The organism is Mesorhizobium sp. WSM4821, assembly GCF_055901555.1.
Map to the genome: position 1 here is coordinate 1,496,000 of NZ_CM148371.1, position 25,460 is coordinate 1,521,459.

23 protein-coding genes and 1 pseudogene are annotated in these 25,460 nt (G+C 64.0%); 15 read left to right on the plus strand and 9 right to left on the minus strand.

Annotated features, from left to right (window positions below; translation table 11 throughout):
- Nucleotides 1-19: 19 nt before the first annotated feature.
- The 4 genes from AC0NID_RS07080 (at nucleotide 20) to AC0NID_RS07095 (ending at nucleotide 5,659) form a co-directional block, all read left to right on the plus strand.
- Nucleotides 20-1,540: an ATP-binding cassette domain-containing protein gene (locus tag AC0NID_RS07080; RefSeq protein ID WP_473452154.1), complete on the plus strand. Its 1,521-nt coding sequence runs from the start codon at nucleotides 20-22 to the stop codon at nucleotides 1,538-1,540.
- Nucleotide 1,541: 1 nt separating this feature from the next.
- Nucleotides 1,542-2,522, plus strand: coding sequence for an ABC transporter permease (locus AC0NID_RS07085; protein ID WP_473452156.1), 981 nt, complete (start codon nucleotides 1,542-1,544; stop codon nucleotides 2,520-2,522).
- 3 nt (nucleotides 2,523-2,525) lie between these two features.
- The gene (locus tag AC0NID_RS07090) at nucleotides 2,526-3,473 is read left to right on the plus strand and encodes an ABC transporter permease (RefSeq protein WP_473452158.1); all 948 of its coding nucleotides are present in this window, start codon (nucleotides 2,526-2,528) and stop codon (nucleotides 3,471-3,473) included.
- A 116-nt stretch (nucleotides 3,474-3,589) separates the two neighbouring features.
- Nucleotides 3,590-5,659 (plus strand): 3-hydroxyacyl-CoA dehydrogenase NAD-binding domain-containing protein, encoded by a 2,070-nt coding sequence (locus AC0NID_RS07095; protein WP_473452160.1) that lies wholly within the window; start codon nucleotides 3,590-3,592, stop codon nucleotides 5,657-5,659.
- Nucleotides 5,660-5,690: 31 nt separating this feature from the next.
- Here AC0NID_RS07095 and AC0NID_RS07100 read toward each other — a convergent pair whose 3' ends face one another.
- The gene (locus tag AC0NID_RS07100; RefSeq protein WP_473452649.1) at nucleotides 5,691-6,497 is read right to left on the minus strand and encodes a response regulator transcription factor; all 807 of its coding nucleotides are present in this window, start codon (nucleotides 6,495-6,497) and stop codon (nucleotides 5,691-5,693) included.
- A gap of 119 nt (nucleotides 6,498-6,616) precedes the next feature.
- Here AC0NID_RS07100 and AC0NID_RS07105 point away from each other — a divergent pair, with 119 nt between their 5' ends.
- From AC0NID_RS07105 to AC0NID_RS07125, 5 genes are all read left to right on the plus strand, one after another.
- Nucleotides 6,617-7,753, plus strand: a complete 1,137-nt coding sequence (locus AC0NID_RS07105; protein WP_473452162.1) for an ABC transporter ATP-binding protein — start codon at nucleotides 6,617-6,619, stop codon at nucleotides 7,751-7,753.
- Nucleotides 7,734-8,897 carry an ABC transporter substrate-binding protein gene (locus AC0NID_RS07110; RefSeq protein WP_473452164.1) on the plus strand — a complete coding sequence of 388 codons (1,164 nt, stop codon included), beginning with the start codon at nucleotides 7,734-7,736 and terminating at the stop codon, nucleotides 8,895-8,897. Before AC0NID_RS07105 ends, AC0NID_RS07110 begins: the two co-directional genes overlap by 20 nt.
- A gap of 73 nt (nucleotides 8,898-8,970) precedes the next feature.
- A complete protein-coding gene (locus tag AC0NID_RS07115; protein ID WP_473452166.1) occupies nucleotides 8,971-9,834 on the plus strand; it encodes an ABC transporter permease in 864 nt (287 codons plus the stop codon).
- Nucleotides 9,834-10,646 carry an ABC transporter permease gene (locus tag AC0NID_RS07120; RefSeq protein ID WP_473452168.1) on the plus strand — a complete coding sequence of 271 codons (813 nt, stop codon included), beginning with the start codon at nucleotides 9,834-9,836 and terminating at the stop codon, nucleotides 10,644-10,646. Before AC0NID_RS07115 ends, AC0NID_RS07120 begins: the two co-directional genes overlap by 1 nt.
- Before the next feature lie 10 nt (nucleotides 10,647-10,656).
- Entirely contained in the window at nucleotides 10,657-11,418 is a 762-nt protein-coding gene (locus AC0NID_RS07125; protein WP_473452170.1) for an SDR family NAD(P)-dependent oxidoreductase, read from the plus strand.
- Between the two features lie 5 nt (nucleotides 11,419-11,423).
- Here the strand turns inward: AC0NID_RS07125 and AC0NID_RS07130 are convergent, their stop codons facing one another.
- The 8 genes from AC0NID_RS07130 to AC0NID_RS07165 form a co-directional block, all read right to left on the minus strand.
- A complete protein-coding gene (locus AC0NID_RS07130; protein WP_473452172.1) occupies nucleotides 11,424-12,932 on the minus strand; it encodes an aldehyde dehydrogenase family protein in 1,509 nt (502 codons plus the stop codon).
- 21 nt (nucleotides 12,933-12,953) lie between these two features.
- Nucleotides 12,954-13,298: a cupin domain-containing protein gene (locus tag AC0NID_RS07135; protein ID WP_473452174.1), complete on the minus strand. Its 345-nt coding sequence runs from the start codon at nucleotides 13,296-13,298 to the stop codon at nucleotides 12,954-12,956.
- A gap of 25 nt (nucleotides 13,299-13,323) precedes the next feature.
- A complete protein-coding gene (locus tag AC0NID_RS07140) occupies nucleotides 13,324-13,674 on the minus strand; it encodes a cupin domain-containing protein (RefSeq protein ID WP_473452176.1) in 351 nt (116 codons plus the stop codon).
- On the minus strand, nucleotides 13,671-14,945 hold the full coding sequence (locus AC0NID_RS07145) for a glycosyltransferase (protein ID WP_473452178.1): 1,275 nt from the start codon (nucleotides 14,943-14,945) through the stop codon (nucleotides 13,671-13,673). Before AC0NID_RS07145 ends, AC0NID_RS07140 begins: the two co-directional genes overlap by 4 nt.
- Before the next feature lie 17 nt (nucleotides 14,946-14,962).
- Nucleotides 14,963-16,036 (minus strand): ABC transporter ATP-binding protein, encoded by a 1,074-nt coding sequence (locus AC0NID_RS07150; RefSeq protein WP_473452180.1) that lies wholly within the window; start codon nucleotides 16,034-16,036, stop codon nucleotides 14,963-14,965.
- A complete protein-coding gene (locus AC0NID_RS07155) occupies nucleotides 16,033-16,827 on the minus strand; it encodes an ABC transporter permease (protein ID WP_473452182.1) in 795 nt (264 codons plus the stop codon). The genes AC0NID_RS07150 and AC0NID_RS07155 overlap by 4 nt, the downstream gene beginning before the upstream one ends.
- A complete protein-coding gene (locus tag AC0NID_RS07160) occupies nucleotides 16,820-17,662 on the minus strand; it encodes an ABC transporter permease (RefSeq protein ID WP_473452651.1) in 843 nt (280 codons plus the stop codon). Before AC0NID_RS07160 ends, AC0NID_RS07155 begins: the two co-directional genes overlap by 8 nt.
- A gap of 106 nt (nucleotides 17,663-17,768) precedes the next feature.
- Nucleotides 17,769-18,833 (minus strand): polyamine ABC transporter substrate-binding protein, encoded by a 1,065-nt coding sequence (locus AC0NID_RS07165; RefSeq protein WP_473452184.1) that lies wholly within the window; start codon nucleotides 18,831-18,833, stop codon nucleotides 17,769-17,771.
- A gap of 299 nt (nucleotides 18,834-19,132) precedes the next feature.
- Between AC0NID_RS07165 and AC0NID_RS07170 the strand changes: the two genes are divergently transcribed.
- From AC0NID_RS07170 to AC0NID_RS07195, 6 genes and pseudogenes are all read left to right on the plus strand, one after another.
- A complete protein-coding gene (locus AC0NID_RS07170; protein WP_474033421.1) occupies nucleotides 19,133-20,008 on the plus strand; it encodes a GntR family transcriptional regulator in 876 nt (291 codons plus the stop codon).
- Nucleotides 20,009-20,023: 15 nt separating this feature from the next.
- Entirely contained in the window at nucleotides 20,024-21,304 is a 1,281-nt protein-coding gene (locus tag AC0NID_RS07175) for a glycosyltransferase (protein WP_473452188.1), read from the plus strand.
- A 37-nt stretch (nucleotides 21,305-21,341) separates the two neighbouring features.
- Nucleotides 21,342-22,694 (plus strand): glutamine synthetase family protein, encoded by a 1,353-nt coding sequence (locus tag AC0NID_RS07180; RefSeq protein ID WP_473452190.1) that lies wholly within the window; start codon nucleotides 21,342-21,344, stop codon nucleotides 22,692-22,694.
- Nucleotides 22,695-22,697: 3 nt separating this feature from the next.
- Nucleotides 22,698-23,999, plus strand: coding sequence for an NAD(P)/FAD-dependent oxidoreductase (locus AC0NID_RS07185; protein WP_473452193.1), 1,302 nt, complete (start codon nucleotides 22,698-22,700; stop codon nucleotides 23,997-23,999).
- A gap of 36 nt (nucleotides 24,000-24,035) precedes the next feature.
- Nucleotides 24,036-24,161 (plus strand): annotated as a pseudogene (locus tag AC0NID_RS07190) (hypothetical protein); the annotation flags it as partial.
- Between the two features lie 182 nt (nucleotides 24,162-24,343).
- Nucleotides 24,344-25,375, plus strand: a complete 1,032-nt coding sequence (locus AC0NID_RS07195; RefSeq protein WP_473452195.1) for a BMP family protein — start codon at nucleotides 24,344-24,346, stop codon at nucleotides 25,373-25,375.
- Nucleotides 25,376-25,460 lie beyond the last annotated feature (85 nt).

Here is a 25,460-nt window from a genome sequence, read left to right on the forward strand (position 1 = left end):
GAACGGATATTGCTGAGGAATGCCGGAAGCTAACGCAGACACCGTCAGGCTGGACGGCGCCGAAAAGCATTTCGGCGCCGCCAATATGGACATTGTCAGACTGGACGGAGCCGAAAAACATTTCGGCGCCGTCAGGGCGCTCGCCGGCGTCGATTTCCACGTCCGCGCCGGCGAATGCGTCGGCCTCGTCGGCCACAATGGCGCGGGAAAGTCGACGCTCATGCACATGGTGGCGGGCACGCTTGTGCCGGACAGCGGGCGGATCGCGGTGCGTGGCGGCATCGAGGACAATTATTCGGTGCCGCGCGCCCAGCAGCTCGGCATACGCTGCGTGTTCCAGGAACTGTCGCTGTGCCCGAACCTCAGCGTTGCCGAGAACACGCGCATCAACCATGCGGCGCTCAGCGGCTTCGGCTGGCGGCGCAAGGCGGCCGATCTCATCGCCGCCAAGCTCGACGAGATTTTCCCGGGTCACAGCATCTCCGCCTCCGATATCGCCAACGACCTTTCCATCGGTAGACGGCAAATGGTCGAGGTGGCGCGTGCCTTCACGGTGACGCAGGATCCCCTTGCATTGGTCATCCTCGACGAGCCGACATCCTCGCTCGACGCGCATACGGCCGGGCAGTTGCTGGCCTTCGTCCGGCGCTTTGTCGCCGCTGGCGGGAGCTGCATCCTGATCTCGCATCTTCTGGGCGAGGTGCTCGGGAATGCAGATCGCATCGTGGTGATGCGCGACGGCAAGGTCGTAGCGTCGGATGTAGCCAAGGCTTTCGATCGCGACAGGCTGGTGACGACAATGGGTGGAGCGGAAGCGCGTGAGAAGATCGCGGCCGAAATCGCGACCCAAAAGCCGGAGACTGGCCCGTTGCGAGTTCGGGCCCGCCCGGCACGGCAAGAGGACGGCAACGAACTTGTGGCGCATGCCGGCGAGATCATCGGCCTTGCCGGGCTTGCCGGCCATGGACAAACCGACCTGTTGCTGGCGATCTTCGCCGCTGCTGCGCGCAGCAAAACCGGCATCGAGGTCACCGCGCCGGTGGCATTGGTGGCCGGCGACCGCCAGTCGGACGGGATTTTCCCGCAATGGTCGATTGCGCAAAACATCGGCATCCGCTCGCTGAAGCGATTGCGCAACGGCCTCTTGATCTCGCCGCAACGCGAAGCCGAACTCGCAGACTTCTGGCAAAAGAAGATCGGCATCCGCACCCCCGATATGAACAACAACATCTTCTCGCTGTCCGGCGGCAACCAGCAGAAGGCCCTGTTCGCCCGGGCGCTCGGTTCCGACGCGAAGATCGTGCTGATGGACGATCCGATGCGCGGCGTCGATATCGGGACCAAGCTCGAGGTTTACGATCTCGTGCGCGAAGAGGCCGGCCGCGGCCGCACCTTCCTCTGGTACACCACGGAAACCGAAGAGCTCGACAATTGCCACCACATCTATGTCTTCAAGAACGGCCGGATCGTCGCCAATCTTCGTCGCGACGAATTGACGGAGCAAAGAATAATCCAGTCCTCGTTCGGCGACGCGGCCTGAGATGACGGCAGCACCCGTCGAGACCGGCCCCAGCGGCTCTTCCGAGCGCGGCAAGCTGGCGCGGGCGCGGCTGTTGCGTGGCTTGCTGCCGGCGCTGTCGCTGGCTCTGGTGCTGCTGGCGATCGCCTGGCTCAACCCGCGCGCCATCAGCTATTTCGGCTTCAGCCTGATGCTGAACCTTGCGATCCCGATCGCGCTGGCGACGATCGCGCAGATGTTCGTCATCGCCGGCAACGAGCTGGACCTGTCGATCGGCACCTTCGTCGGTTTCGTCGGCTGCGTCACGGCGACGTGGCTGAAGGACGCGCCGCTGGTCGGCGTCGTGATCCTGCTCGGGTCGATCGGTGTCTATGCGCTGCTCGGCGCGCTGATTTATCTGCGCAATTTGCCTTCGATCGTGGTGACGCTCGGCATGAGCTTCGTCTGGCAGGGGCTGGCCATCCTCACCCTACCGAAGCCCGGCGGCAAGGCGCCGGACTGGCTGCTGTCGCTGATGGCCTTCAAGCCACCTTTGATTCCTTTCCCGATCATCGCGGCGCTGCTGATCGCGGCGGTCGTCTATTTCGGAGTGATGCGCACCTCCTATGGCGTGATCCTGCGCGGATCGGGCGGCAATGCCGTCGCGCTCGAACGAGCCGGCTGGTCGCTGCTCAGGACCAAGATCGTGCTGTTTGCGTTGGCCGGTCTGTTCGGCGTGCTGTCCGGCATGGCCTTGATCGGCATCACCACCTCGGCCGATGCCAATATCGGCAATGGCTACACGCTGCTGTCGATCGCCGGCGTCATCCTCGGCGGCGGCGAATTCGTCGGCGGCCGGGTGTCGCCGATCGGCGCGGTGATCGGCGCGCTGACGCTGGCGCTCGCCGCGTCGCCGCTTTTGACCTTTATGCACATTCCGCCCGACTGGCAGGTCGCCGCCAATGGCGCGATCCTGATCATCGTGCTGGCGGCCCGGGTGCTGATCAGCCGCAGGGAGAGGTGAGCGATGGCATCGTTGCGCACGCTGCTCGCAAAGCCCTGGATCTGGTCCTTCATCGGCGCGGCTCTGGTGTGGCTGGCGACGGTCGCCTTCACAGGCGGGTATGGCGGAGGCGGCATGATCACCGCGGCGCTTTCGCTCGCCGTCTTCACCGTCATCGTCGGTGTCGGCCAGATGTTCGTGATCACGCTCGGGCCGGGCAATGTCGACCTGTCGCTGCCGGCCAATATCGGCCTCGCCAGCGCCGTCGCCATGAAAGTGATGGACGGCAATGATCAGATGATCGCCGTCGGGCTGCTGGCGGCGCTGGCCTGTGGCATGGCGATCGGCGCCGCCAACTATCTCTTGATCTGGGCGCTGCGCATTCCGCCGATCATCGCCACATTGTCGGCCAGCTTCATCATCCAGTCGATCGACATCAGCTATGGGCGCGGCTTGCAGATCAAGCCGCCGCCGGGCTTCGCCGATTTCACCAATTGGCAGATTCTGGGCATTCCAGTGCTGGCGTTGCTGACGGTGCTGTTCACCATCGGCGCTGCGATCGCGCTGCAGCGCATGATCTATGGCCGTTCCGTGCTGGCGATCGGCCAGAACATCCGCGCGGCGTGGCTGGCCGGCGTCAATGTCGGCCGCATCCGCTTCCTCACCTACACGCTGTCGGGCGCGCTCGGCGGTCTCGACGGGGCGCTGCTCGCCGGCTATTTCCGCGGCGCCAACGTTGACATCGGCAATGAGTACCTGCTGGCCTCGATCGCCGTCGTCGTCATCGGCGGCACGTCGGTGGCGGGGGGCAAGGCCAATGTGCCGGGTGTCTGGGGAGCGGCCCTGTTCCTGGTGCTGCTCCTGACCATGCTCAACACGTTCGGCGTCAGCGCCGGCGTCCGACTGCTGCTGACCGGACTGATCATCGTCGGCGTCATCACCGCCGCCGGCGGCCAGAAAGCGCTGCGCTGACCAAACCTCGCTGCTGCTGCTGCAAGGTCTTCCGAAAAAGCACCCGGTTCCCATCCGGATGCTCGCCCTGTAAATCTCGTCGGCGTTGCCGGCCGTCATCGTTGCGAGAGGTTTTCGTGTCCAATTTCGTGAGCCTTACAAGGGATGGCGGCGTCGCCGTCGTGACCATCGACAATCCGCCGGTCAACGCTTTGAGCTTCCATGTCCGCGAGCCGCTGATGCAGGCGTTCGTTTCCTTGCGGGACGAGTCTGATGTCGCGGCCATCGTCATCGCTTGCGCCGGGCGGACCTTCGTCGCCGGCGCCGACATCACCGAGTTCGGCAAGCCGGTGCAGCAGCCGGATCTGCGCGCCATCATTGCCGTGCTGGAAACCATCGCAAAGCCGACGGTTGCCGCCATCCACGGCACCGCGCTCGGTGGCGGGCTGGAACTGGCGCTCGGCTGCCATTTCCGCGTTGCCGACGCGGCGGCCAGGCTCGGCCTGCCGGAGGTCAAGCTCGGTCTGCTGCCCGGCGGAGGCGGCACGATTCGGCTGCCGCGCCTCGTCGGCGCGGTCAAGGCGCTGACGATGGTCGTTTCGGGAGCGCCGATCGGCGCGGCCGAGGCGCTAGCCGTCGGCCTGGTCGACGCCGTCTTCGATGGCGACCTGACCGCGCAGGCGGTTCGTTTCGCCAGCGAAATGGCTGGCAAGGGTGGGCCGTTCACGCCGGTGCGTGAGCGCAGCGATCGTCTCGACCAGGCTGAATTGCCTGAATTCGACAAGGCGGCGGCGGAGCTTGCCAAAAAGGCGCGCGGCCTCGAAGCGCCGATCGCCTGCGCGCAATCGGTCCGCAATGCCATCACGCTGCCGTTCGACGAGGCGCTGGCGGAGGAGCGCGAACTGTTCGTGAAACTGGTCGGAGGCGACCAATCGCGCGCGCAGCGTCATTTGTTTTTCGCCGAACGTGAGGCGGCAAAGATTCCCGGCAAGGATATCGTCAGGCGCAGGATCGCACGGGTCGGCGTCATCGGCGCCGGCACCATGGGCGGCGGCATTGCCATGGCGTTCGCCAATGGCGGTTTTCCTGTGACCCTGCTGGAAACCAGCCGCGAGGCGCTGGAGCGCGGGCTGGCGACAATCGACAAGAACTATGCCGTTTCCGTCGCGCGCGGTTCCCTGAGCGAAGACGCCAAGCGCCAGCGGCTCAGCCTGTTCAAGGGTGCGACGGATTATGGTGATCTCGGCGATTGCGACCTGATCGTCGAGGCGGTGTTCGAGGAGATGGCGGTCAAGAAGGAGGTGTTCGGCAGGCTCGACGCGGTGGCCAAGCCAGGCGCGATCCTCGCCACCAACACCTCCTATCTCGACGTCAATGAAATCGCCGCCTCGATCTCGCGTCCGCAGGATGTGCTTGGCCTGCATTTCTTTTCGCCGGCAAATGTCATGAAGCTGCTGGAGATTGTCAGCGCCGAGAAGACCGCGCCGGATGCGCTGGCGACGGTCGTCGAGCTGGCGCGGCGGATCGGCAAGGTGCCGGTCGTCGTTGGTGTCTGCCATGGCTTCGTTGGCAACCGCATGCTGGCCGCGCGCGGCGCCGAGTCCGAAGCGCTTTTGCTGGAAGGGGCAACTCCACAGCAGATCGACCGGGTGTTCACCGATTTCGGCTGGCCAATGGGGCCGTTCCAGATGGGCGATCTCGCCGGCCTCGACATAGGCTGGCGCAACCGCAAGGCGCGCGGCCAGACGGCGGCGATTGCCGACACGCTGTGCGAACAGGGGCATTTCGGCCAGAAAACCGGCAGCGGCTTCTACCGCTATGAGAACGGCTCACGCACACCGGCTCCCAATCCCGAGGTCGAAGCGCTGATCCGCGACAAGGCTGCCGAGAAGGGCATCGCGCCGCGGGCGATCGGCACCGAGGAGATCATCGAGCGGACGCTCTATCCCCTGATCAACGAGGGGGCGAAAATCCTCGAGGAGAAGATCGCCGCCCGCGCCTCGGACATCGATGTCGTCTGGGTCAACGGCTACGGCTTTCCGGTCGGCAAGGGGGGGCCGATGTTCTGGGCCGGCCTCGAAAGGGTCGACAAGATCATCGGACGGCTGGACCACTGGCACGAGCGGACCGGCAGGCAAATCTTTCGAGTGGCGCCCCTGCTCAGGCAAATGGCAGCATCCGGCTCATGGGAGGGCGTCGCCAGCTAACCGCCCGAGCGAGTCATTCCGAAATCGTGGACTACCGAATTCGCGCGTCGATGATCTCGACGAAACGCGCGAAGAGACCAGCCTGGGACTTGATCTTGAGCTTGCGGTAGATGTTGCGGCGATGAACCTTCACGGTTCCCGGCACGATGCGCATCGCCCTGGCTATCGATTCCGTGGAATGCCCCTGAAGCACCAGATCGACGACCTGCTTTTCGCGCGGCGTCAGCGAAAGGCTCTCCCAGATATGGGCACGTTCGAACTCGGCAACCGGAGCAATCGCCTCGTCCTGCTTCGTCTCGGCCGGTTCGTCAGCCGGAAGGCCGGGCCAGCGCAGCCTGACGAAGCCGATCACCGCCGGCGCCATGTCGCGCAGCAGTCTGGCATCGGCGGTTCCGAATGGCCCCGAAGCGTGGAGTCGCATCAGCGAGACCACCAGCGCATCCTTGCCCGGCAACGGCACGAAGAAACCGACCTCCTCGGCCAGTCTGGTCTGGCTGTAGTAGGAGCGGTAATATTCGCTGGCATAGAAGCGGTCCGGCGCCAGTTCACGCATGCGCCAGAAACCTTCCTTGCGCTCGACCGCAGCATGGTGGAACGGGTCGAGCAGATAGGGGCCTTCCTGATAAAGCGCGACGAAGACGTGGCTTTCGGCCGGCGAGAACGTCTCGAACAGCAGCGGCGGGCGCGAGGCGCCGCGATAGCCGAAGATCACGCAGTGGTCGAAACTGACATGCTGCCGAAGCCAGCCGACCATCGCCTTGCCGAAAAGTTCGCCGCTCGTCTCCCGTGTCGCGGCGATGAGCGTGGCGAGCTGATTGTATTCGTCGGCGCGCGACACGCTCAACTTATACCCCTCTAAACGATAAAATCGACTGAATATACCACCTGCGAGGTATATACTAGTCGCCGTTGGCTCTGATAGCGTTTCAACATTGCCTTATCGTTGGAGTCCGCACTTTGACCGCAGTGCCAGACATCGAGTTTCGCGGGGTTACCAAACGCTACGGCAGCGTGACCGCGGTCAGCGGCATCGATCTTGCCGTCCCGCCGTCTGCCTTTGTCGCCTTGCTCGGGCCGTCCGGCTGCGGCAAGACGACCTGCCTGCGCATGATCGGGGGCTTCGAACAGCCGAGCGAAGGCGCGGTGTTCATCCGTGGCCGCGACATGGCCGGCACGCCGCCTTATCGGCGGCCGGTCAACATGGTGTTCCAGCAATACGCGCTGTTTCCGCATCTAGACGTCGAGGACAACATCGCCTACGGACTGCGCCAGGCGCGGCCGCGGCTGTCGTCGCGGGAGATCAGCCTGAGGGCAGGCCAGGCGCTCGCCATGGTGCGGCTTGCCGGCTACGGCCGCCGCAAGATCCACGAGCTTTCCGGCGGCCAGCAGCAACGTGTCGCCCTGGCGCGCGCGCTGGTCAACAAGCCGGCGGTGCTGCTGCTAGACGAGCCGCTGGCTGCGCTCGACAAGAAGCTGCGCACCGACATGCAGATAGAGTTGCAGAACCTGCAGCGCGAGATCGGCATCACCTTCGTCCTTGTCACGCACGACCAGGAAGAGGCGCTGTCGATGAGCGATTTCGTCTGCGTCATGAATGGCGGGCGCATCGTCCAGCTCGGGCAGCCGAGCGAAATCTATGACGAACCCGCCGATCTCTTCGTCGCGGACTTCGTCGGCAAGACCAATCTCTTGAGCGGCAAGGTCGCCGGGCACTCGGGCAACCTTGTCGAGGTGGCGCTTGCCGACGGTACCGTCATTGCCGCGCGCAAGCGGACTTCGCTGCAAAAGGGTGAGACCGTTTCGGTCAGCCTGCGCCCTGAATCGCTAAGTCTCGGCGCGCCGGGAAGCGGCCGGCTGAACGGCCTTGTCCGCAACCGGATCTTTCTGGGCTCGACCGCGGAATACGCGATCGAGGTCGGAGGTATCGGAACGCTGCTCGCCAAGGCCGATCACCTGATCGGCCGTGGAAATCTCTTCAAGCCGGGTGAACCCGTCGCCATCGGCTTTACAGCCGGAACTCCGCTTGCGTTTCCGGACTCCAAGAACAACGGGACCAACCAGAGGGAAATCAAAAATGTCGAAATCGTATCGTGACGGACTGCCGATAAACCCGGAGAAGTTTGTTGATCAATTGATGCGGCTCAAGCGCGGTTCCATCGGCCGCCGCGAGTTTCTAGGCCTCACCGGCCTTGGCGTCGCAACGGCGGTGATGGCCCGCGAACTTGGCATCATGCCGTCGCCGGCCTTCGCCCAGGAGGGCCTTGGCGACCGCATGTCGATCGCCACCTGGCCCAACTATCACGACCCGGCGACGTTCGAGAATTTCAAGGCCGAGACGGGCGTCGCCGTCGAGGTCAACGTGTTCGGGTCAAACGAGGAGATGCTGGCCAAGCTGCAGGCTGGCGCCTCGGGCTGGAGCCTTTTCGTTCCGACCAACTACACGATTTCAACCTACAAGAAGCTCGACATCATCGAAGCGCTCGATATGGCCAAACTTGCGAATTTCGACGGCTCGCAGCAGGACCCGCGCTTTACCTCGGAAGGCACGATCGACGGCGTGACCTACGCGGTGCCGAAGAACTGGGGCACCACCGGCTTTGCCGTCAACACCAAGAAGCTCACCAAGCCGATGACGAGCTGGAAGGAATTCTGGGACACGGCCATGGCCGAGGGCGACGGCCGGACCATGGTTCATGACTACCAGCTCACCACGATCGGCAATGCGCTGAAATATTTCGGGTTTTCGTTCAACTCGCTGAAGCCGGACGAACTCGCCAAGGCGGAGGAATTGCTACTGAAGGTCAAGCCGCACCTGTTTGCGGTTTCCAGCGACTATCAGCCGTCGATGCGTGCCGGCGACGCCTGGATGACGATGTGCTGGACCAATGATGGGGCGCAGCTCCACCGTGACATCCCCGAGATCGCCTATGTGCTTGGCAAGGAGGGCGGCGAGATCTGGACCGACTTCTACGCCATCCCGAAGGATGCGCCCAACAAGCCCGCCGGTTATGCCCTGCTCAACTACCTGATGGACCCGAAAGTCGCGGTCAAGGAGCACTTGGCCAACGGTGCGCCTTCCACCGATGCGCGGGTCAACGCGCTGCTGCCCAAGGAGGTGATGAACAATCCGATCCTCTATCCGGCGGCGGATCTGTTGACTCCGCTGGAATTCGGCGCGGCGGCGACGCTGACCGATCCCGGACGCGCCGAACTGATGGCACGTTTCAAGTCGGCTTGATCCGGCCGGGCCGCAGGTCCGATGCAGGGAACTACCGGCGGGCAGATGTCCGCCGGCACCGGGGCGGTTTTCAATGCGCAGCAATGTTCTTCGTCATAATCTCCTGACCGCCTTGCTGCTCGGTCCAGCAACCGCGTGGCTGGTGGTCTTTCTGGTGTTGCCGTTCGTCGCGATCGCTGTCTTCAGCGTCGGCGAGCGGGCGCCGGAAGGGGGCTACCAGGCCGCTTTCACCTTGGCGCAATATGCCAATCTTCCGGCGCGGGCGACTGCCTTCTGGAACACGATGGTGCTGGCGCCGGCGGGCGCCTTGGCCTGTCTCTTCGTCGCCTATCCGGTTGCCTATTACCTTGCCTTGCGCGCGCCGGAGCGGCGGCGGCTGATCCTGCTCGCACTCGTCGTCATCCCGTTCTGGACCAGCCTTCTGATGCGAACCTACGCCTGGATGTACGTCCTTGGCGGGCGCGGCATCCCGACATTGCTGGGCCATGTCGGGTTCGAGGATGTCAGGCTGATCAACACGCCGGGCGCGGTCCTGCTCGGCATCGTCTATGGCTATCTTCCGCTGACGATCCTGCCGATCTATGTCAGCCTCGAGCGGATCGATCGCCGGTTGCTGGAAGCCTCCGCCGATCTCGGTGCGACGCCGATCTCGACATTCCTGGGGGTGACGCTGCGGCTGTCGCTGCCGGGTGTGATGACCGGCTTCTCGCTGGTCATGATCCTGCTGCTTGGCGAATATCTGATCCCGACGCTGCTCGGTGGCGGCAAGGTCTTCTTCATCGGCAACGCGTTGGTCGATCTGTTCCTGCAATCACGCAACTGGCCGTTCGGATCGGCAATCGCGATCACGCTGGTTCTGGTTTCGGTGGTGGTGCTGATCGCCGCCAACCGCATTTCGACCCGGCTTTCGGGCGCCCGCCGGGTGGATCTGATCTGATGCGCGCCTTCGTCGTAGCGGTCTTTGCCTTCCTGTACCTGCCGATCGCGCTGGTGGTGCTGTTTTCCTTCAATGCGGGTCGCCACGCCAGCGAGTTCACCGGCTTCTCGGTGCAGTGGTACGGCAAGGCGCTGTCGAACCCGTTCCTGGTCGAAGCGCTGAAGAACAGCCTGTTCATCGCCACCACCAGCGCCTTGCTCGCGGCGCTGTGCGGCACGGCGGCAGCGCTTGGCCTGGCGCGCGTCGGCGTGCGCACGCGAGCCGTTTTCGATGTGCTTCTCGGTGCTGCGATCGTCGTTCCGGGCGTCGTCATCGGTATCTCGACGCTGGTCGCGCTCGTCCAGTTGTTTGGCGTCGTCAATCCGTTTCTAGCTTCACTGTGGCCGAACGACCAGCCGCCTCGCCTGACGCTCGGGTACGGGTCGATCATCGCCGCGCACGGCCTGTTTTCGATGGCGCTGGTGGCGATGATCGTCGGCACACGCCTCGGCAGCCTCGACCGCAATCTGGTCGAGGCGTCGAGCGATCTTTACGCCACTCCCCTGACGACGTTCCGCTCGATCGTCTTGCCGCAGATCATGCCGGCGGTGATCGCCGGCTTCCTGCTCGCATTCACCTTCTCCTTCGACGATTTCATCGTTGCCTTCTTCGTCGCCGGCGCACAGACGACATTGCCGATCTATGTCTTTGCCTCGATTCGGCGCGGCGTCACGCCGGAAATCAACGCCGTCGCGACGATCGTCCTCGTCGCCTCGGTGCTGCTCGTCGTGCTTGCCCAATGGCAGTTGCGCCAACGCAAACCATCAAGCTGAAAGTCGACACATGATCCTCAGAGACCGCATCGCGGTGGTGACTGGCGCCGGTTCCGGCATCGGGCGTGCCGGCGCAATGATCATGGCCAGGGAAGGGGCGGTGGTGGTGATCGCCGACAGGGATCAGGCTGCCGGCGAAGCAACGGCTTTTGACATCCGTGCCGGCGGCGGCCGCGCCGAGGCGATCGCCACCGATGTCGGCGTCGACGCGGCGGTCGAGCAACTCATTATGGGCACACTGGGCGAACATGGCCGGATCGATATCCTGCACAACCATGCCGGGGTTCAGGTCGGCGGCACGCTGACCGAAGTCGGCGTCGACGGCATGGATGCCTCCTGGCGGATCAATGTGCGGGCGCAGTTCCTCGCGGCCAGGCTCGTCATGCCGTCGATGATCGAACAGGGCGGCGGTGTCATCTTGAACACCGCCTCGAATTCGGGCGTGTTCTACGACCGCGAGATGATCGCCTACGCAACTTCAAAACATGCCGTGGTGGCGATGACCCGGCAGATGTCGCTCGACTATGCCAAGCACAATGTCCGCGTCAACGCGCTCTGCCCGGGCTGGGTCGACACGCCATTCAACGAGCCGTTCATCGCCCAGATGGGCGGGCGGGACGCGATCGAACGCTACGTCCGCACCAAGGTTCCCATGCAGCGCTGGGCCAGCGCGGAAGAAATCGCCGAAGCAATCCTGTTTCTCGTCTCCGATCGCTCGTCCTTCATGACCGGCCAGGCGCTGGTGATCGACGGCGGTGAAAGCATCGGCTGAGCAGCCTATACGTGCTTGCGGCCGCCGGCCTCACGGAACCAGCTGTCGGGATAGGGATACCACCAGACCTGGATCTCCGGTTTGTGGTCGATGATCACCATCTTCGAGCGGCGGAAGGCATCGAGGCCCTGCCGCCCGAGTTCGCGGCCAAGGCCCGACGACTTCCAGCCGCCGAACGGCAGCGCGTCATTGTCGATCAGCGGATTGTTGACCCAGACCATGCCGGCCTCGAGCCGCTCGGCCGCCTCATGCGCCTCGGCAAGATCGGTGGTGAAGACCGAGGCGCCAAGCCCGAATGGGCTGTCATTGGCGAGCCTGATCGCCTCGTCGAAATTTTTCACTCGGCAGATAGCGGCGACCGGACCGAAGCATTCCTCGCGCACGATCGCCATGTCGGGCGTGATGCCGGTCAGGATCGTCGGCTCGAAGAACCAGCCAACATTATGCGCTGGCGGAATGCGCCCGCCAGTGACCGCCTTGGCGCCGCTGCGGATCGCATCGTCGACCAGCCGCATGACCTTCGCCCGTGCCGCCTCGCTGACCAACGGCCCGATCTCGGTCTTGTCGAGGCCGTTGCCGATGCGCAGCGCGCGGGTCTTCTCGGCAAACAGCTCGACGAAGCGGTCGTGAACGGCATCGACCACAAAAAACCGCTCGGCCGAGGTGCAGACCTGGCCGGTGAGGTGGAACGCGGCGGTGACGCTGCCGGCGGCCGCTACGTCCAGCGGGGCGTGTTGGCTGATGATTAGTGGGTCGCTGCCGCCGGCCTCGATGATGCAGGGCTTCATGCGCTCGGCGCAGGCGACGGCGACGGCCTTCCCGGCGGCGACCGAGCCGGTGAAGGCGACCGCGTGGGTGCGCTCCGAAGTGATCAATGCCTGGGCGGTGGCCGCCCCGCCCGGCAGGCAGGAAACCAGGCCCTGCGGCAGAGAGCGGAACACCGCCATGCAATCCAGCGTCGACAGTGTCGTGGCCTCGGCGGGCTTGATTACGCAGGCATTGCCGGCGGCGAGCGACGCGGCGACGGTCCAGCACATCAGCAGGATCGGGAAATTGTAGGGCAAGATGTGCACCGACGTGCCGTACGGCTCGTAGCGCGCATATTGGAACGAACCGGCCTGCGTCGTGCCGGCGATCTTGCCGGCATCGTCGCGCGCCATCTCGGCATAGTAGCGGAAGATCGGCGCGCAATTGGCGATCTCGCCGATCGCTTCCGGATAGGGCTTGCCCATCTCGCGCACCATCAGCTCGGCGCAGCGCGTGAAGTCGGCCGCCTCGATGGCGTTGGCAACTGTGTGCAGATGTCTGGCGCGGCTCTTGGCCTCGAGTTTTTTCCAAGCCGCTTGCGCCTTTGCCGCCGCGGTCAGCACGGCGTCGATCTCGCCATCGGCTGCGGCAGCGATGGCGCCGACGGTTTCGAGCGTCGCCGGATCGATGACCGGCTTCGCCGCGCCGGCCATCGGCCGGTAGTCCGGATTGATGAAGAGCGTCGGCCGGTCTGGTGAAAAATCCATGGAAAAATCCTTCCGGTCCGCTCAACGGATCATGTAGACCTTCTTGATCGTCTCGTGGACAGTGCAGACACCTTTCCAGTCCTGCGGAAAGAACGCCGCGGTGTCCGGCTCGATCTCGATCACCTCGCCGGATTCATGGACATAGGTGCAGCGGCCTTCGAGGAAATGGCAGAACTCGTCGCGGGTAACATGGCAGTGCCACTTGCCCGGCGTGCAGACCCACAGCCCACATTCGGAGCGGCCCTCCAGCCCCTTGTACAACAGCTTGCCCGAGGTGCGGGATTCGCCCTCGATCATGGTGGGGATGACACCCCAGTCGACCAGATCGGTGATGGTGAGCGGCGATTTCATGATGGGTGTCGGCATTTCGTGAGACTCCGGTAGCTCGGCTTCAAGCCAGCATGTAGGTGTTGCGAATGGTTTCGTGGACGGTGCATTCGCCCGCCCAGCCGGCCGGGAACATCACCACGGTGGCGGCGGAAACCTCGATGACCTCGCCGTCGTCCGATCGGTAGGTCGCGTGGCCGGCAACGAAATGGCACAATTCGTCGCGCGGGATCGCCAGCCGCCAGCGACCCGGCGTGCAGACCCAGATGCCGGATTCCGGTTGGTTGTTCGACCCCTTGTGGACGAGCCTGCCGGTGGAGTGCGAAGCGCCTTCCAGCGGAGCCGGCTGGACGCCCCAGTCGACGAGGTCGGTGCGAGACGAAGCCTGATGGAGGTGTGGGGCGGAGGAGGTCACAACAGCTTCTCCAGCAGCCCCGCCGCTTTCTCGGGGCCGTTCTGCGACTGCATCTGCGCTGACGTCTTCGCCAGCTTGGCCTTGATTGCCGGGTCGGTCAGGCAGGCTTCGATCTTGGCGATCAGCTCGGCATCGGTCCAGTCGTAGCGCGGCATGCCGAAGCCATAGCCGGTTTCCTCGACCCGGGTGGCATTGTCGTGGCCGTCCCAGACATAGGGCATGATGATCGCCGGCTTGCCGAAATAGAGGCACTCGGTGAACGAGTTGTTGCCGCCATGGTGGATCACCGCATCGACCTGCGGGATGACCGAGGGCTGCGGAAACCAGCTCTCGACGATGATGTTTTCAGGCACATCCGTGTACTGGTCCTTGTAGCCGCCGACATTGACCAGCGCCCGATAGCGCGTCTTGCCGAGCGTCGCGATGATGCGTTTCAGCAGGTCGACATCGCCGGCGCCGAGGCTGCCGAAGGAGACGTAGAGCAGCGGCCCGTCATTGTTCTTCGCGAAGGTCGGCACGGTGTAGGGCTTCTCCTGCCGCACGCAGCCTTCCAGATACTGGAACTTTGCCGGGTCGAGCGGATGGCGGCGCTTGAACTTTGCCGCCTCGGGATAGAGCAGCAGGTTGAGGTAGGGCGAGGCCTCGAAGAACTGGCCGATCGGATAAGGCGCTTCGCCATAGGCGCTCAAGAATGCGTTGAAGTCGTCATGGATCGGCTTGATCACCGCGTTGAAATGATCGCGATAGCGCTGGTGGCAGGCGTGGTCGTTCTCGCCGCAACCGGAGAGATGCGGCGGGATGTCCTCGTCCTCGATCTCGTTTTCCGAGCAGGAGATGACGCGCACCCACGGCTTGCCATACTGCTTGATCGCCGGAAACAGGATGACGTTGTCGACGCAGATGACATCGGGCTTGATCGCGGCGAGAACGCCGGGCAGGTCCTTCTCAGCCCATTTGGCGCTGTCGACGATCGCCGTCCAGCAATCCTTCACGTAATTGTCGACCTGGTCGTAGGGCGATTTGCGGAAGTTCGGGATGTGGCCGTTGATGAAGTCCTCCCAGAACTTGGCCATCTGTTCCGGCGGCATCGGCTCGGACAGGTTCACCGGATGAGCCTCGAAGCCGTAGCCCCTGTAGACCTCGACGAAGCCTGGGTCCGACAGGAACACCGCCCTGTGGCCGCGCGCCTCTACCGCCTGGGCGATGCCGACCGAATTGAGCGCCGGGCCGTAGGCTGCTTCCGGAAAAAACGCGATCGTCTTCTGCGCCATCAAGCTTCTCCTTCCAATCAATCCGCGAAAATTCTGACGTCGGCGGCGTCCCAGCCGAGCTCGACCGCATCGCCTGACGCGACCGGCCGCCGGTCGGCGGCGTCGGCGGTGACGCGCACCAGGAACGGCTTTGGCGACAGTGCGGTGCGGACGTGCAGTTGCAGGTCGAGGCCCTGATAGGCCAGCGCCTCGACCGTGCCGGCAATGCGGTTGCCCGTCTCTGGCGAGGGGAACAGCCGGATACGTTCGGGCCGCACTGATGCGACCGCCGCAGCGCCGGGCGAAAGCGTTGCGGGAACCGTGCCTGATATCCGCGCACCATTGGCCGCGAGCACGCCGTCAGTAGTCGCCTTGCCCGGGACGAAATTCATGACGCCGATGAAGTCGGCGACGAAGCGGTCCGCCGGATACTCGTATACCGCGTGCGGCGTGTCGCATTGCAGCAGCTTGCCGTCCCTGAGCACCGCCATGCGGTCGGCCATGACCAGCGATTCCTCCTGGTCGTGGGTGACGATGACGAAGGTGATGCCGACCTCGTGCTGCAGGCGCTTCAGCTCCAGCTGCATGGCGCCGCGCAGCTTCTTGTCGAGCGCGCCAAGCGGTTCGTCGAGCAACAGCAGGCGGGGGCGCTTGACCAGCGCCCGGGCAAGCGCGACGCGCTGCTTTTGGCCGCCCGACAATTGCTCCGGCTTGCGGTCGGCGAAGGTGACGAGTTCGGTGGTCGCCAGGATGGCGTCGACGCGGGAGCGGATTTCGTTTGCCGGCAAGCGTTCCATTTCGAGGCCGTAGGAAACATTGGCCCTGACGCTCATATGCGGAAACAGCGCATAGGACTGGAACATCAGATTGACCGGTCGCTTGTTGGGCGGAGTCCTGGCGATGTCGCGGCCGTCGAGCAGGATGCGCCCGTCATTGGGTGTCTCGAAGCCGGCTAGCATGCGCAGCAGCGTGGTCTTGCCGCAGCCCGAAGGTCCGAGCAAGGCGAAGAACTCGTTCTCGCGGATGTCGAGCGAGATGCCGTCGACGGCCGTCACCCGGCCGAAGCACTTCGACACTTTGTCGATCGCCAGCAGCGTGCGCGGTGCGCTCATTGGCCGATGACCCCTCGGTTGAGCCGCTGCGACAGGGTCAGCGCGGTGATTGAGACCGCCATTACGATGGTTGCCAATGCATTGATCTCCGGCGTGATGCCGAATCGGATCATCGCATAGATCTGCATCGGCAGCGTGGTCGAGGCGCGTCCGGCGCCGGCGGTGAAGAAGGCGATGATGAACTCGTCGACCGAAAGGGTGAAGGCGAGCAGCGCGCCGGCCACGACCGCCGGCAGGATGACCGGCAATGTCACCCGCCTGAAGGTGGTGAGCGCGGAGCCACCGAGATCGGCGGAGGCCTCGACGATCGACCAATCAAAACTCTTCAGCCGCGCGCGCACCACCGAACAGACGAAGGCGAGGTTGAAAACGACATGGGCGAGGATGATGGTATGCAGGCCGAGAGTGAAATCGAGCAACGAAAAGAAGCTGAGCAGTGCGATCGCCAGCACGATGTCGGGAATGATCATCGGCGCAAAGATCAGCGCCTCGAGGCCTCTCCCGTACTGCCGGCGCATTTCGACGCCGATCGCCAGCAGCGTGCCGAGCAGCGTGGCGATGGCGGTCGAGACCAGAGCCACGATCAGCGTGTTGAGGGCGGCGGAAAGGATCGCGGCGTTACCGGCGAGCGAGGCATACCATTTCAGCGAAAAGCCCGACCAGACGGTCGGCAGCCCACCCTGGTTGAAGGAAAGCGCCACCAGCACGGCGATCGGAATGTAGAGAAAGGCGAAGACCAGCGAAAGCACAAGCCAGAGCGTGCGCCGCGTGACGGGAGAACGCTCAGCCATCGGCGCCTCCTCTCGCTTCGGCGATACGGCCCGAGGCGCGATCGGCGGCTAGCGCCTGCGCCGTCAGCACCAGCAGCATGATGGTGATCAGCATCATCGCCAGTGCCGCGCCGAAGGGCCAGTCATTGGCGGTCAGGAACTGGTCGTAGACGACATTGCCGATCATCTGGAAGCGGCCGCCGCCAAGCAGCGCCGGCGTGACGAAATTGCCGATCGACAGCACGAAGACGAAGACCGCCCCGGCGGCTATGCCCGGAACGGTCAACGGCAGGATGACCCGGCGAAATGTGGTCAGGGCCGAGGCGCCGAGGTCGCGCGAGGCCTCGGCGAGCTCTGGATTGAGCCGCGACAGCGGCGCGTAGCAGGCCAGGATGACGAAGGGCAGGTAGTTGTAGACCAGACCGGCGATGACGGCGCCTTCGGTGTAGAGCATCGACGGTGGCTCGCCGGTGTAGCCGAACCAGCGCAAGAGCTGGGTGATCAGGCCTTCGCGGTTGAGCAGCACGATCCAGGCATAAGTGCGGATCAGGTAGTTGGACCAGAACGGCAGCACGGCGAAGAACAGGAACACCGACTGCCACCGGCGGGGTGCTGCCGCGATCGCATAGGCTGCGGCATAGCCGATGATGACGGCGATCAGCGTCGCGGTGCCGGCGATGCGCGCCGAATTGAGGAGAATACCGGCATAGAGCGGGTCGAAGACCAGCCCGAAATTCTCCAGCGTGAAAGTGTATTCGACGCCGCCATAGGTGCCGCGCCGGAAGAAGGCGAGCGTCAGCACCAGCGCGCATGGCACCACCATCAGGGCGGTAAGCCAGGCCAGCGCCGGCGCCATCAGCAAAGTGGAGCGAAGTCTGGTTTGGGACACGATTGCAGTACCGCATTCAACAATCGACGGCGGAAGCCCGCCGTCGATTGTGATCTCTGGACTTTGAACCCGCCTACTGCGCGGCCTTGATCTCGCTGACGATCTTCGAATAGTCGCGCTGGGCGTCGCCGACGTCGCGCAACTGCTCGAATTTGACCAACTCGGCCACCGGCATATCCATATTGGGGAACTTGGCGAGGAAATCGGCCGGCAGGCTCTCCATCGCCGGCTTGTTCGGCACCTTGTAGTCGATGTTCTGGGCTGCCCAGGCGTGGTTCTTGGCGTCCAGCATGAAGTTAATGAACTGGAAGGCGGCATCCTTGTTGGCCGATGCCTTCATCACCACCATCGTGTCGACCCACAGGTCCGAGCCTTCCTTGGGGATGACATATTTGATCTGCGGGTTCTCGGCGATGCCGTAGTTGCACCAGCCGTCCCATGCCTGCACCATCAGCGCCTCGCCGGATACCAGCTTGGAGTAGAAGGTGGTGTCGTCATAGGCGAGCAAGGTCTTCTTGGCCAAGATCAGCAGGTCCTTGACCTCGGCGAGCTTGGCCGGATCGGTCTCGTTGACCGAATAGCCCTTGGCGAGCTGGCCTGCGACAAGCAGCCAGCGATCGGTCGCCAGCATGGTGGTCTTGCCCTTGAGTGCATCGGATGGGGCCAGGAGATCGTTCCAGCTCGCCGGCTCTGCCTTTACCAGGTCGGAACGGTAGCAGAGGCCGGTGGTGCCCCAGGTATAAGGCACGGAAAAATTGTTACCGACATCATGCGGCAGCTTCGCCGCTTCTGGATAGAGATTGGCGAGGTTGGGGATCTTGGCGTGGTCGATCGCCTCGATCAGGCCAAGCTTGTTCAGCACCTCGGCGAAGGGCGAGGAGACGAAGACCACGTCATAGCCCTTGCCGCCCGAAGCGACGAGCTTGCCCATGATCTCCTCATTGGTGGCGTGAACCACGAGCTCGCCGGAAACAGCGGTCGCGGCCTTGAAGCCGTCCATGGCATCCGGCGCCATGTAGCCGTCCCAATTGGAGATGACGAGGTCGGCGGCGGCTCCCGGCGCCGACAACGCCAGGGCGAGGCCAAGCGCGATCGAAGATATCTTCAGCGGACGGCGCAGGCAGGTTGAGGCGGTCATGACAGACTCCCATTCTGGTTGATCGTCGAATTCATTCGTCGGACCAGCGTTTGCGAGCATGCCGCCGCTTCGATCCCGTTCCCCGGTCTTTTTTGTTGCCGATTGACCTGACAGTACTATTGTAGAAAAAAGTACGTCAATCCATAATTTGCCAGAAGCCTAAGGAACCTGGCCGATTGCGTCCGCAAGAACGATCGGCCAAACCATATCGGTCAAGTCCGTTCATGATAATCGCCATGCAAGCCGTTGCCAGACGACCGCGCACCAATCATCTCGATCTTGCGCAGCGCATTCTCGACGTGGCCCGGCAGCGCGGCTTCGAAGCCGGCGCCCACCTGCCCGAACAGCAGATCGCTTCGCTCTGCAACGTCTCGCGAACACCGGTGCGCGCCGCGCTGCGCCTGCTCACCGAAAAAGGCGTAGTGCGCTGGGAAGCTGAATCTGGTTATCGGCTGGCCGTGGACCTGGCCAACCAGGCGACTCTTGCGACGGAGTTGCCGAGCGCCGAGGAGGACGAACTTGCAGAGTTGATTCTGCGCGATCGGTCGGCGCGCCGGCTGGACCAGACGGTGACGATCGGCGCGCTGATGCGTCGCTATGGTTCCGAGCGAAAGACGGTACTAAAAGCACTAAAGAAACTGACTGATGAGAATCTTCTGGACCGCGCACCGGGGCAATCCTGGCTTTTCCGCCGGGCGCCGGACGATCCGGAGGCGCAAGGGGAAAGCTACGAGTTCCGCCTGCTGTTGGAGCCCGCCGCCATCCTGGCGCCTGGCTTTCGGCTGGACGGCACGCGCGCGGCAGCCTTGCGCCAGGGCATGGAAACGCTGCTGGCGTTGCCCGACTCGGCATTCGATACCAGAGAGTTCCAGCGGCTGGACATCGAGTTTCACGGCATGATCGCCGATGGCGCCGCCAACCGCTTCGTCACCGATGCGCTGTCCGATCATCTCAGGCTGCGCCGGTTGCCGGGAACCTATGCCGGCGTCAACGTCTTCCGGCTGAAGCAATCGCTGCGCGAACACCTGACCATACTCGACCAACTGGAAAGCCGGCAGTATGACGTTGCAGCCGATCTGCTTCGCGTCCATCTGCGATTGTCCCGCAGCCAGCGACCGCAGGCGGCCAGCCGCGGGGCCCCCGCATTGTTCGGCACCATCAGCCGGCCGGATTGACGAGGACCTCGAGGATTGCAGCGTAAAACCAGCCCCACCATCGCGCTGTTTCCCGAAGCGAGCTTCGGTGCCGCGCTCAATTGCGTCGGCATCGCGCAGGCGTTGCGCGCCCGTGGCGCACGGCCGGTGTTCATCTGCCATGCCGGCTTCTCCGGTGTCTTTGCCGACTATGGTTTCCAAGAATATCAGCTGCCGACGGACGATCCGCTGAGCGACAGCGAACGCCAGAGCTACTGGCAGGCTTTCGTGCGCCGCCATCTGCCGCATTTCAGGTTGAGCCCAATCGACCAGCTCGAAACCTACGTGGCCCCGACCTGGGAGGCGATCGTCGATACGGCGGTCAACGCCGAGGCGCCGCTGCGTCAATTGCTGGCGCGGCTGAAGCCGGATGCCGTCGTGCTCGACAATGTCATCATGTTTCCCGCACTGGCTGCCGCCGGCTGCCCATGGGTGCGCGTCGTCTCCTGCGCCGAGACCGAGCTTCCCGACGCCAATGTGCCACCCTATCTTTCGGGCCTGGCTGCCGACGACCCGACCCGCGCGATCTTCGAGGCGCGTTATCTGGCAGCCGTCTCTCCGGCCCACGACCGGTTCAACCGGCTTCGGGCGGATGCCGGTCTTGCGTCCTTGCCGAAGGGGCTGTTCCTGGAAGCCTCGCCCGACCTCAATTTGCTGCTGACCCCGACGATCGTGCGCAGGGAGCGCGCCGAGCCGCTCGATCCGGCCCGCTTCGTCTATCTCCAAGGTTGCGTCCGCTCCGAAGGGCCATTCGACGTGCCGGTCTTTCCGCGTAATGAGGGGCCGCTGGTCTATCTCAGCTTCGGCAGCCTCGGCGCCATGGATGTCGGCCTGATCGAGCGCATGCTCGCCGTTTTCGACAGACTGCCGGCCCGCTTCGTCGTCAATGCCGGCGGTCTGCGCGACAGCTACCGCGCGGTTCCGGACAATGTCTATCTCGACGCCTGGTTTCCGCAGCCGTCGGTCGTCGCGAAATCCGACCTCTTCATCCATCACGGCGGCAACAACAGCTTTTGCGAAGCGCTGCGTTTCGGCGTGCCGTCCCTGATCATGCCCTATTGTTGGGACGGGCACGACAATGCGCAACGTGCCGAGGAAACCGGCGTCGGCCGCCAGCTCATCCGCGACGGCTGGAGTGACGATGAACTGGAAAACGCCATCCATGGCCTAATGGCCGATGGCGAGATGCGCTTTCGCCTCAAGGAGAATGCGGCCACCATGGCACGGGCACCAGGAACGGACGCCGCCGCCGAAGCCATTCTTGCCCTCGTGACGTGACCTGATGCTCAACACCGCAACAACGGATGCACCGCAGATGACCCCGACGGACGATCCGAAGCAATGGCTGGAGCAGCAGGGGATCAGGGAAGTCGAGTGCCTGGTGCCGGACGTGAATGGCGTGTTGCGCGGCAAGACCTTGCCGACGGCGAAGTTCCTGAAGTCGCTCGAGGATCGCGCGCTTTATCTGCCGAGCAGCGCCTTCCTGGTCTGCATCGACGGCCGCTATTCCGGTTCCAACGACGAGGGCTTCGGCTATCAGGACCCCGACATGCGAATGGTGCCTGAAGTCGCGACGCTCTGCCTGGCGCCTGGCGCCAGAGCGGGCAGAGCCTATGTCTTTGCCGATGCGTTTCATATGGACGACAGGCCGTGGATGGCCTCGCCGCGTCATGTCCTGCGGGCCGTGCTCGATCTCTATCGCCAGCGCGGCTGGCGGGCGGTAGTGGCGCCAGAGCTCGAATTCTACCTGACCGCGCCCAATCCCGATCCCGATCGGCCGTTGACCGCGCCGGTCGGGCGCAATGGCCGCTCCGAAACAGTGCAGCATCCCTACGACATGGCAGCGCTCGAGGAATTCGAGCCGGTGATCCAGCGGCTCTACGACTACGCGGCAAAGGCCGGGCTGCCGCTCGATACGCTGATCCACGAATCAGGCACGGCGCAGCTCGAGATCAATTTCCTGCATGGCGACGCGCTTGCGCTGGCCGACAAGGTGCTGCTGTTCAAGAGGATGACGCGCCAGGCGGCGCAAGAGGGCGGCATGCACGCGACCTTCATGGCCAAGCCGATCGCCGCACAAGCCGGCAGTTCCATGCATCTTCATATGTCTGTCGTCGACGAGACCGGCAACACGCTGTTTGCCGGGCGCGACGATGCCGACACCGAGATGTTCGGGCATTTCATCGGCGGCCTGCAGAAGTACATTCCCGAAATCATGCCGCTGTTTGCGCCGAACGTGAATTCGTTTCGCCGCATCCGGCCGAACCACAGCGCGCCGGCCAACATCGAGTGGTCGCACGACAACCGCTCCTGTGGCTTGCGCGTACCGGCCGGCGGGCGCGCCGCACGGCGGGTGGAAAACCGGCTGCCCGGCGCCGACGCCAATCCCTATCTGGCGATGGCGGGCTCGCTGCTCTGCGGCTATCTCGGCGTCGAGGGAAAGCTCTCGCGTTCGCTCGAGGCATCGGGCAACGCCTATCGCAGCAAGAGCACGCTGCCGAAAACCATGGAGGAGGCGCTCGACCGGTTCGCCGCGTGCAGCCCGGTTCGGGCGCTGCTCGGCGAGGATTTCTTCCAGACGTATCTGCGCGTCAAGAGCGTCGAGCTCGACCTGTTCCAGAGCGTCGTCACTTCCTGGGAACGCGACCATCTGCTGCTCAAGGTGTGACTTATGAGTGTCAATTCTGAGGGCTTCAACTCCGGCCTGGATATAGGCAGATCCTATTATGTCGCGACGGCCAATCCGGCTCCGGATCACCCGGCGCTGCGGGGCGAAGTCGACGCCGATCTGGTGGTGGTCGGCGGCGGCTGCACCGGCCTCTCCGCAGCCCTTCATGCCGCAGAGCGCGGGCTGAAAGTGGTGCTCTTGGAAGGCGGCAAGATCGCCTGGGGGGCGTCCGGGCGCAATGGCGGCCAGATGATCCCCGGCCTGCGCAAGGGCGCCAAGGGTCTGGTAAAGCTCTATGGGCCCGAACGGGCGCGGGCGCTTTTCGATCTCGCCTTCGAAGCGCGAGGACTGGTGCTCGACCTGATCGAGCGCCACGCCATCGATTGCGACCTCAGGCTGACCGGCCACCTCGCCGGTGCGGACAACAGTTCCGACCTGCGCGACTTCGAGGAAGAGGCCGAATGCCTCGCCAGCGTGATGAATTTTCATGATGTCGAGATGCTGTCGGCGGCGCAGGCGCGTGGAATGGTGAACACGCCCTATCACGGCGCGATGTACGAGAAGCTCGGCGGCCATATGCATCCGCTGAACTACACGCTTGGCCTCGCCCGCGCGGCGGCGGCGGCGGGTGTCACCATCCACGAAAACTCGGTGGCGCTGCGGCTGGAGCGCGAGCCTTCCATCCGGGTCTCGACGGCCAAGGGCTCGGTTCGCGCCACGCAAGTCGTGCTGGCCGGCGACGCCCTGCTCCAAGGGCTCGAGCCGCGCGTCAACAGCCGCATCATGCCGGTCGGCAACTACATCATCGCCACCGAGCCGCTGGACGACACGAGCGACGTCATTCCAAGCAACGTGGCCGTCTCCGACACGCGGTTCGTCGTCAACTACTACCGGCTGTCGGCCGACGGACGCCTGCTGTTCGGCGGCGGCGAGCGCTACACGCCGTCACCGCCCGCCGACATCGCCGGCTTCGTGCGGCCGCATATGGAAAAAACCTTTCCGCAATTGCGCGACCGTCGCATCGATCATGCCTGGGGTGGGCTGGTTTCGGTGACGACATCGCGCCTGCCGCATGTCGGACATTATGGCGAGGTGTATTTCGCACATGGCTATTCCGGCAAGGGCGTGATCCTGTCGACGCTGTCGGGAAAGCTGCTCGCCGAGGCGCTCACGGGCGATGCTTCGCGGTTGGATCTGTTTTCGACGCTGAGCCCACTGCCGTTTCCCGGCGGCACGGCGTTGCGCGGGCCGCTTTATGTGCTCGGCATGCTTTGGTACGCCATGCGCGACCGCATCAAGCATTGAGCGCGAGCAAGCGGCGCATGTAGCCGGCGCATGGCCCGCTCGGGTGCACGCATATCAGGCACCGCGGCGCTGGAACTTCGCGAACGCGGCGGCCGCTATGCGCTCGCCACCATGTGCATCGGTGTCGGCCAGGCCATCGCCATGGCGCCGGAAAGGCCGTAAGCAGCATTATCGCGCCGGGATGCATCTGCTTAAGCGGCGCGTTTGCACGAGCTTTCGGCAGCAAGCTCTGCGCCGAAAAATTTGACCATGTGGACAAAGGTCGGACGCCGTTCCATAGTCCCTAAGCTGACATTCCAGAGAACAAAGCCGGCTCGACACGGCGTCAATCAGAGGGGCATGCAATGGAAAATGGGAAGAGCAGAATCCAATCGAAACGCGAACGGCTTTCGCGACGCGATGTGCTGGAACTAGGCGCGCTCGGTCTGGCGGCAGCCATGCTGCCGGGTCGTGCCTTGGCGCAGGACAAGAAGCTGAAGGTGGCGGCGATCTTCGCCACGCCGATCGAGGAGCCATGGGACCACCAGATCCATGTCGCCCTGCAGAGGGCCGAGAAGGAACTCGGCATCGAATACAAATGGTCGGAGAAGGTGCAGACGGCCGATTTCAGCCGTGTCATGCGCGAATATGCGCAAGGCGGCTACGAACTGGTGCTGGGCGATGCTTTCGCCGCCGAACGGGAATCCCGCCGCACGGCCAAGCAGTTTCCGAAGGTCGCCTTCCTGTTCGGCTCCGGCGCCGGGCCGGCCGAGCCGAATTTCGGCGTCTTCGACAACTGGATCCACGAGCCGGCCTATCTCTCCGGCCTGATCGCCGGAAAGATGTCGAAATCAGGCACGATCGGCGCCGTCGCGGCGATGGGCATTCCCGAGGTCAACCGGCTGGTCAACGCCTTCTTCGCGGGTGCCAGGGAGGTCAATCCGGACATCAAGAGGAAGGTCGCCTTCATCGGCTCCTTCTTCGACCCGCCGAAGGCCAAGGAAGCTGCGATCGCCCAGATCGACGCCGGCGTCGACGTGATCTATGCCGAACGCTTCGGCGTCATCGAAGCGGCGGCGGAGAGGAAGATCCTCGCCATCTCCAACATGTCCGACCAGTCGAGCCTCGCCCCCGACACGGTGATCACCGGGCCGGTATGGGACATGTACCCGACGGTCCAGCAGGCGATCAAACTGGTCAAGGCGGGTGTCTTCACCGCTCAGGACTACGGCGATTTCTCGCGCATGGCCAAGGGCGGTTCCTCGCTGGCGCCCTACCACAAATTCGAAGAGACGCTGCCCGCCGACGTCAAGGAGTTGGTCGAGAAGAAAAAGGCCGAGATCCTCGACGGCAATTTCCGCGTCGATGTGGATGAGAACACGCCGGTTTCGGATTAGAGCGACCTACCCCTCCGCCTTGAGGGGAGGGTGGTCCGCAGGGCCGGGTGGGGTCCGCTGCGACGCGCTCCATCTTTCTCAGTCA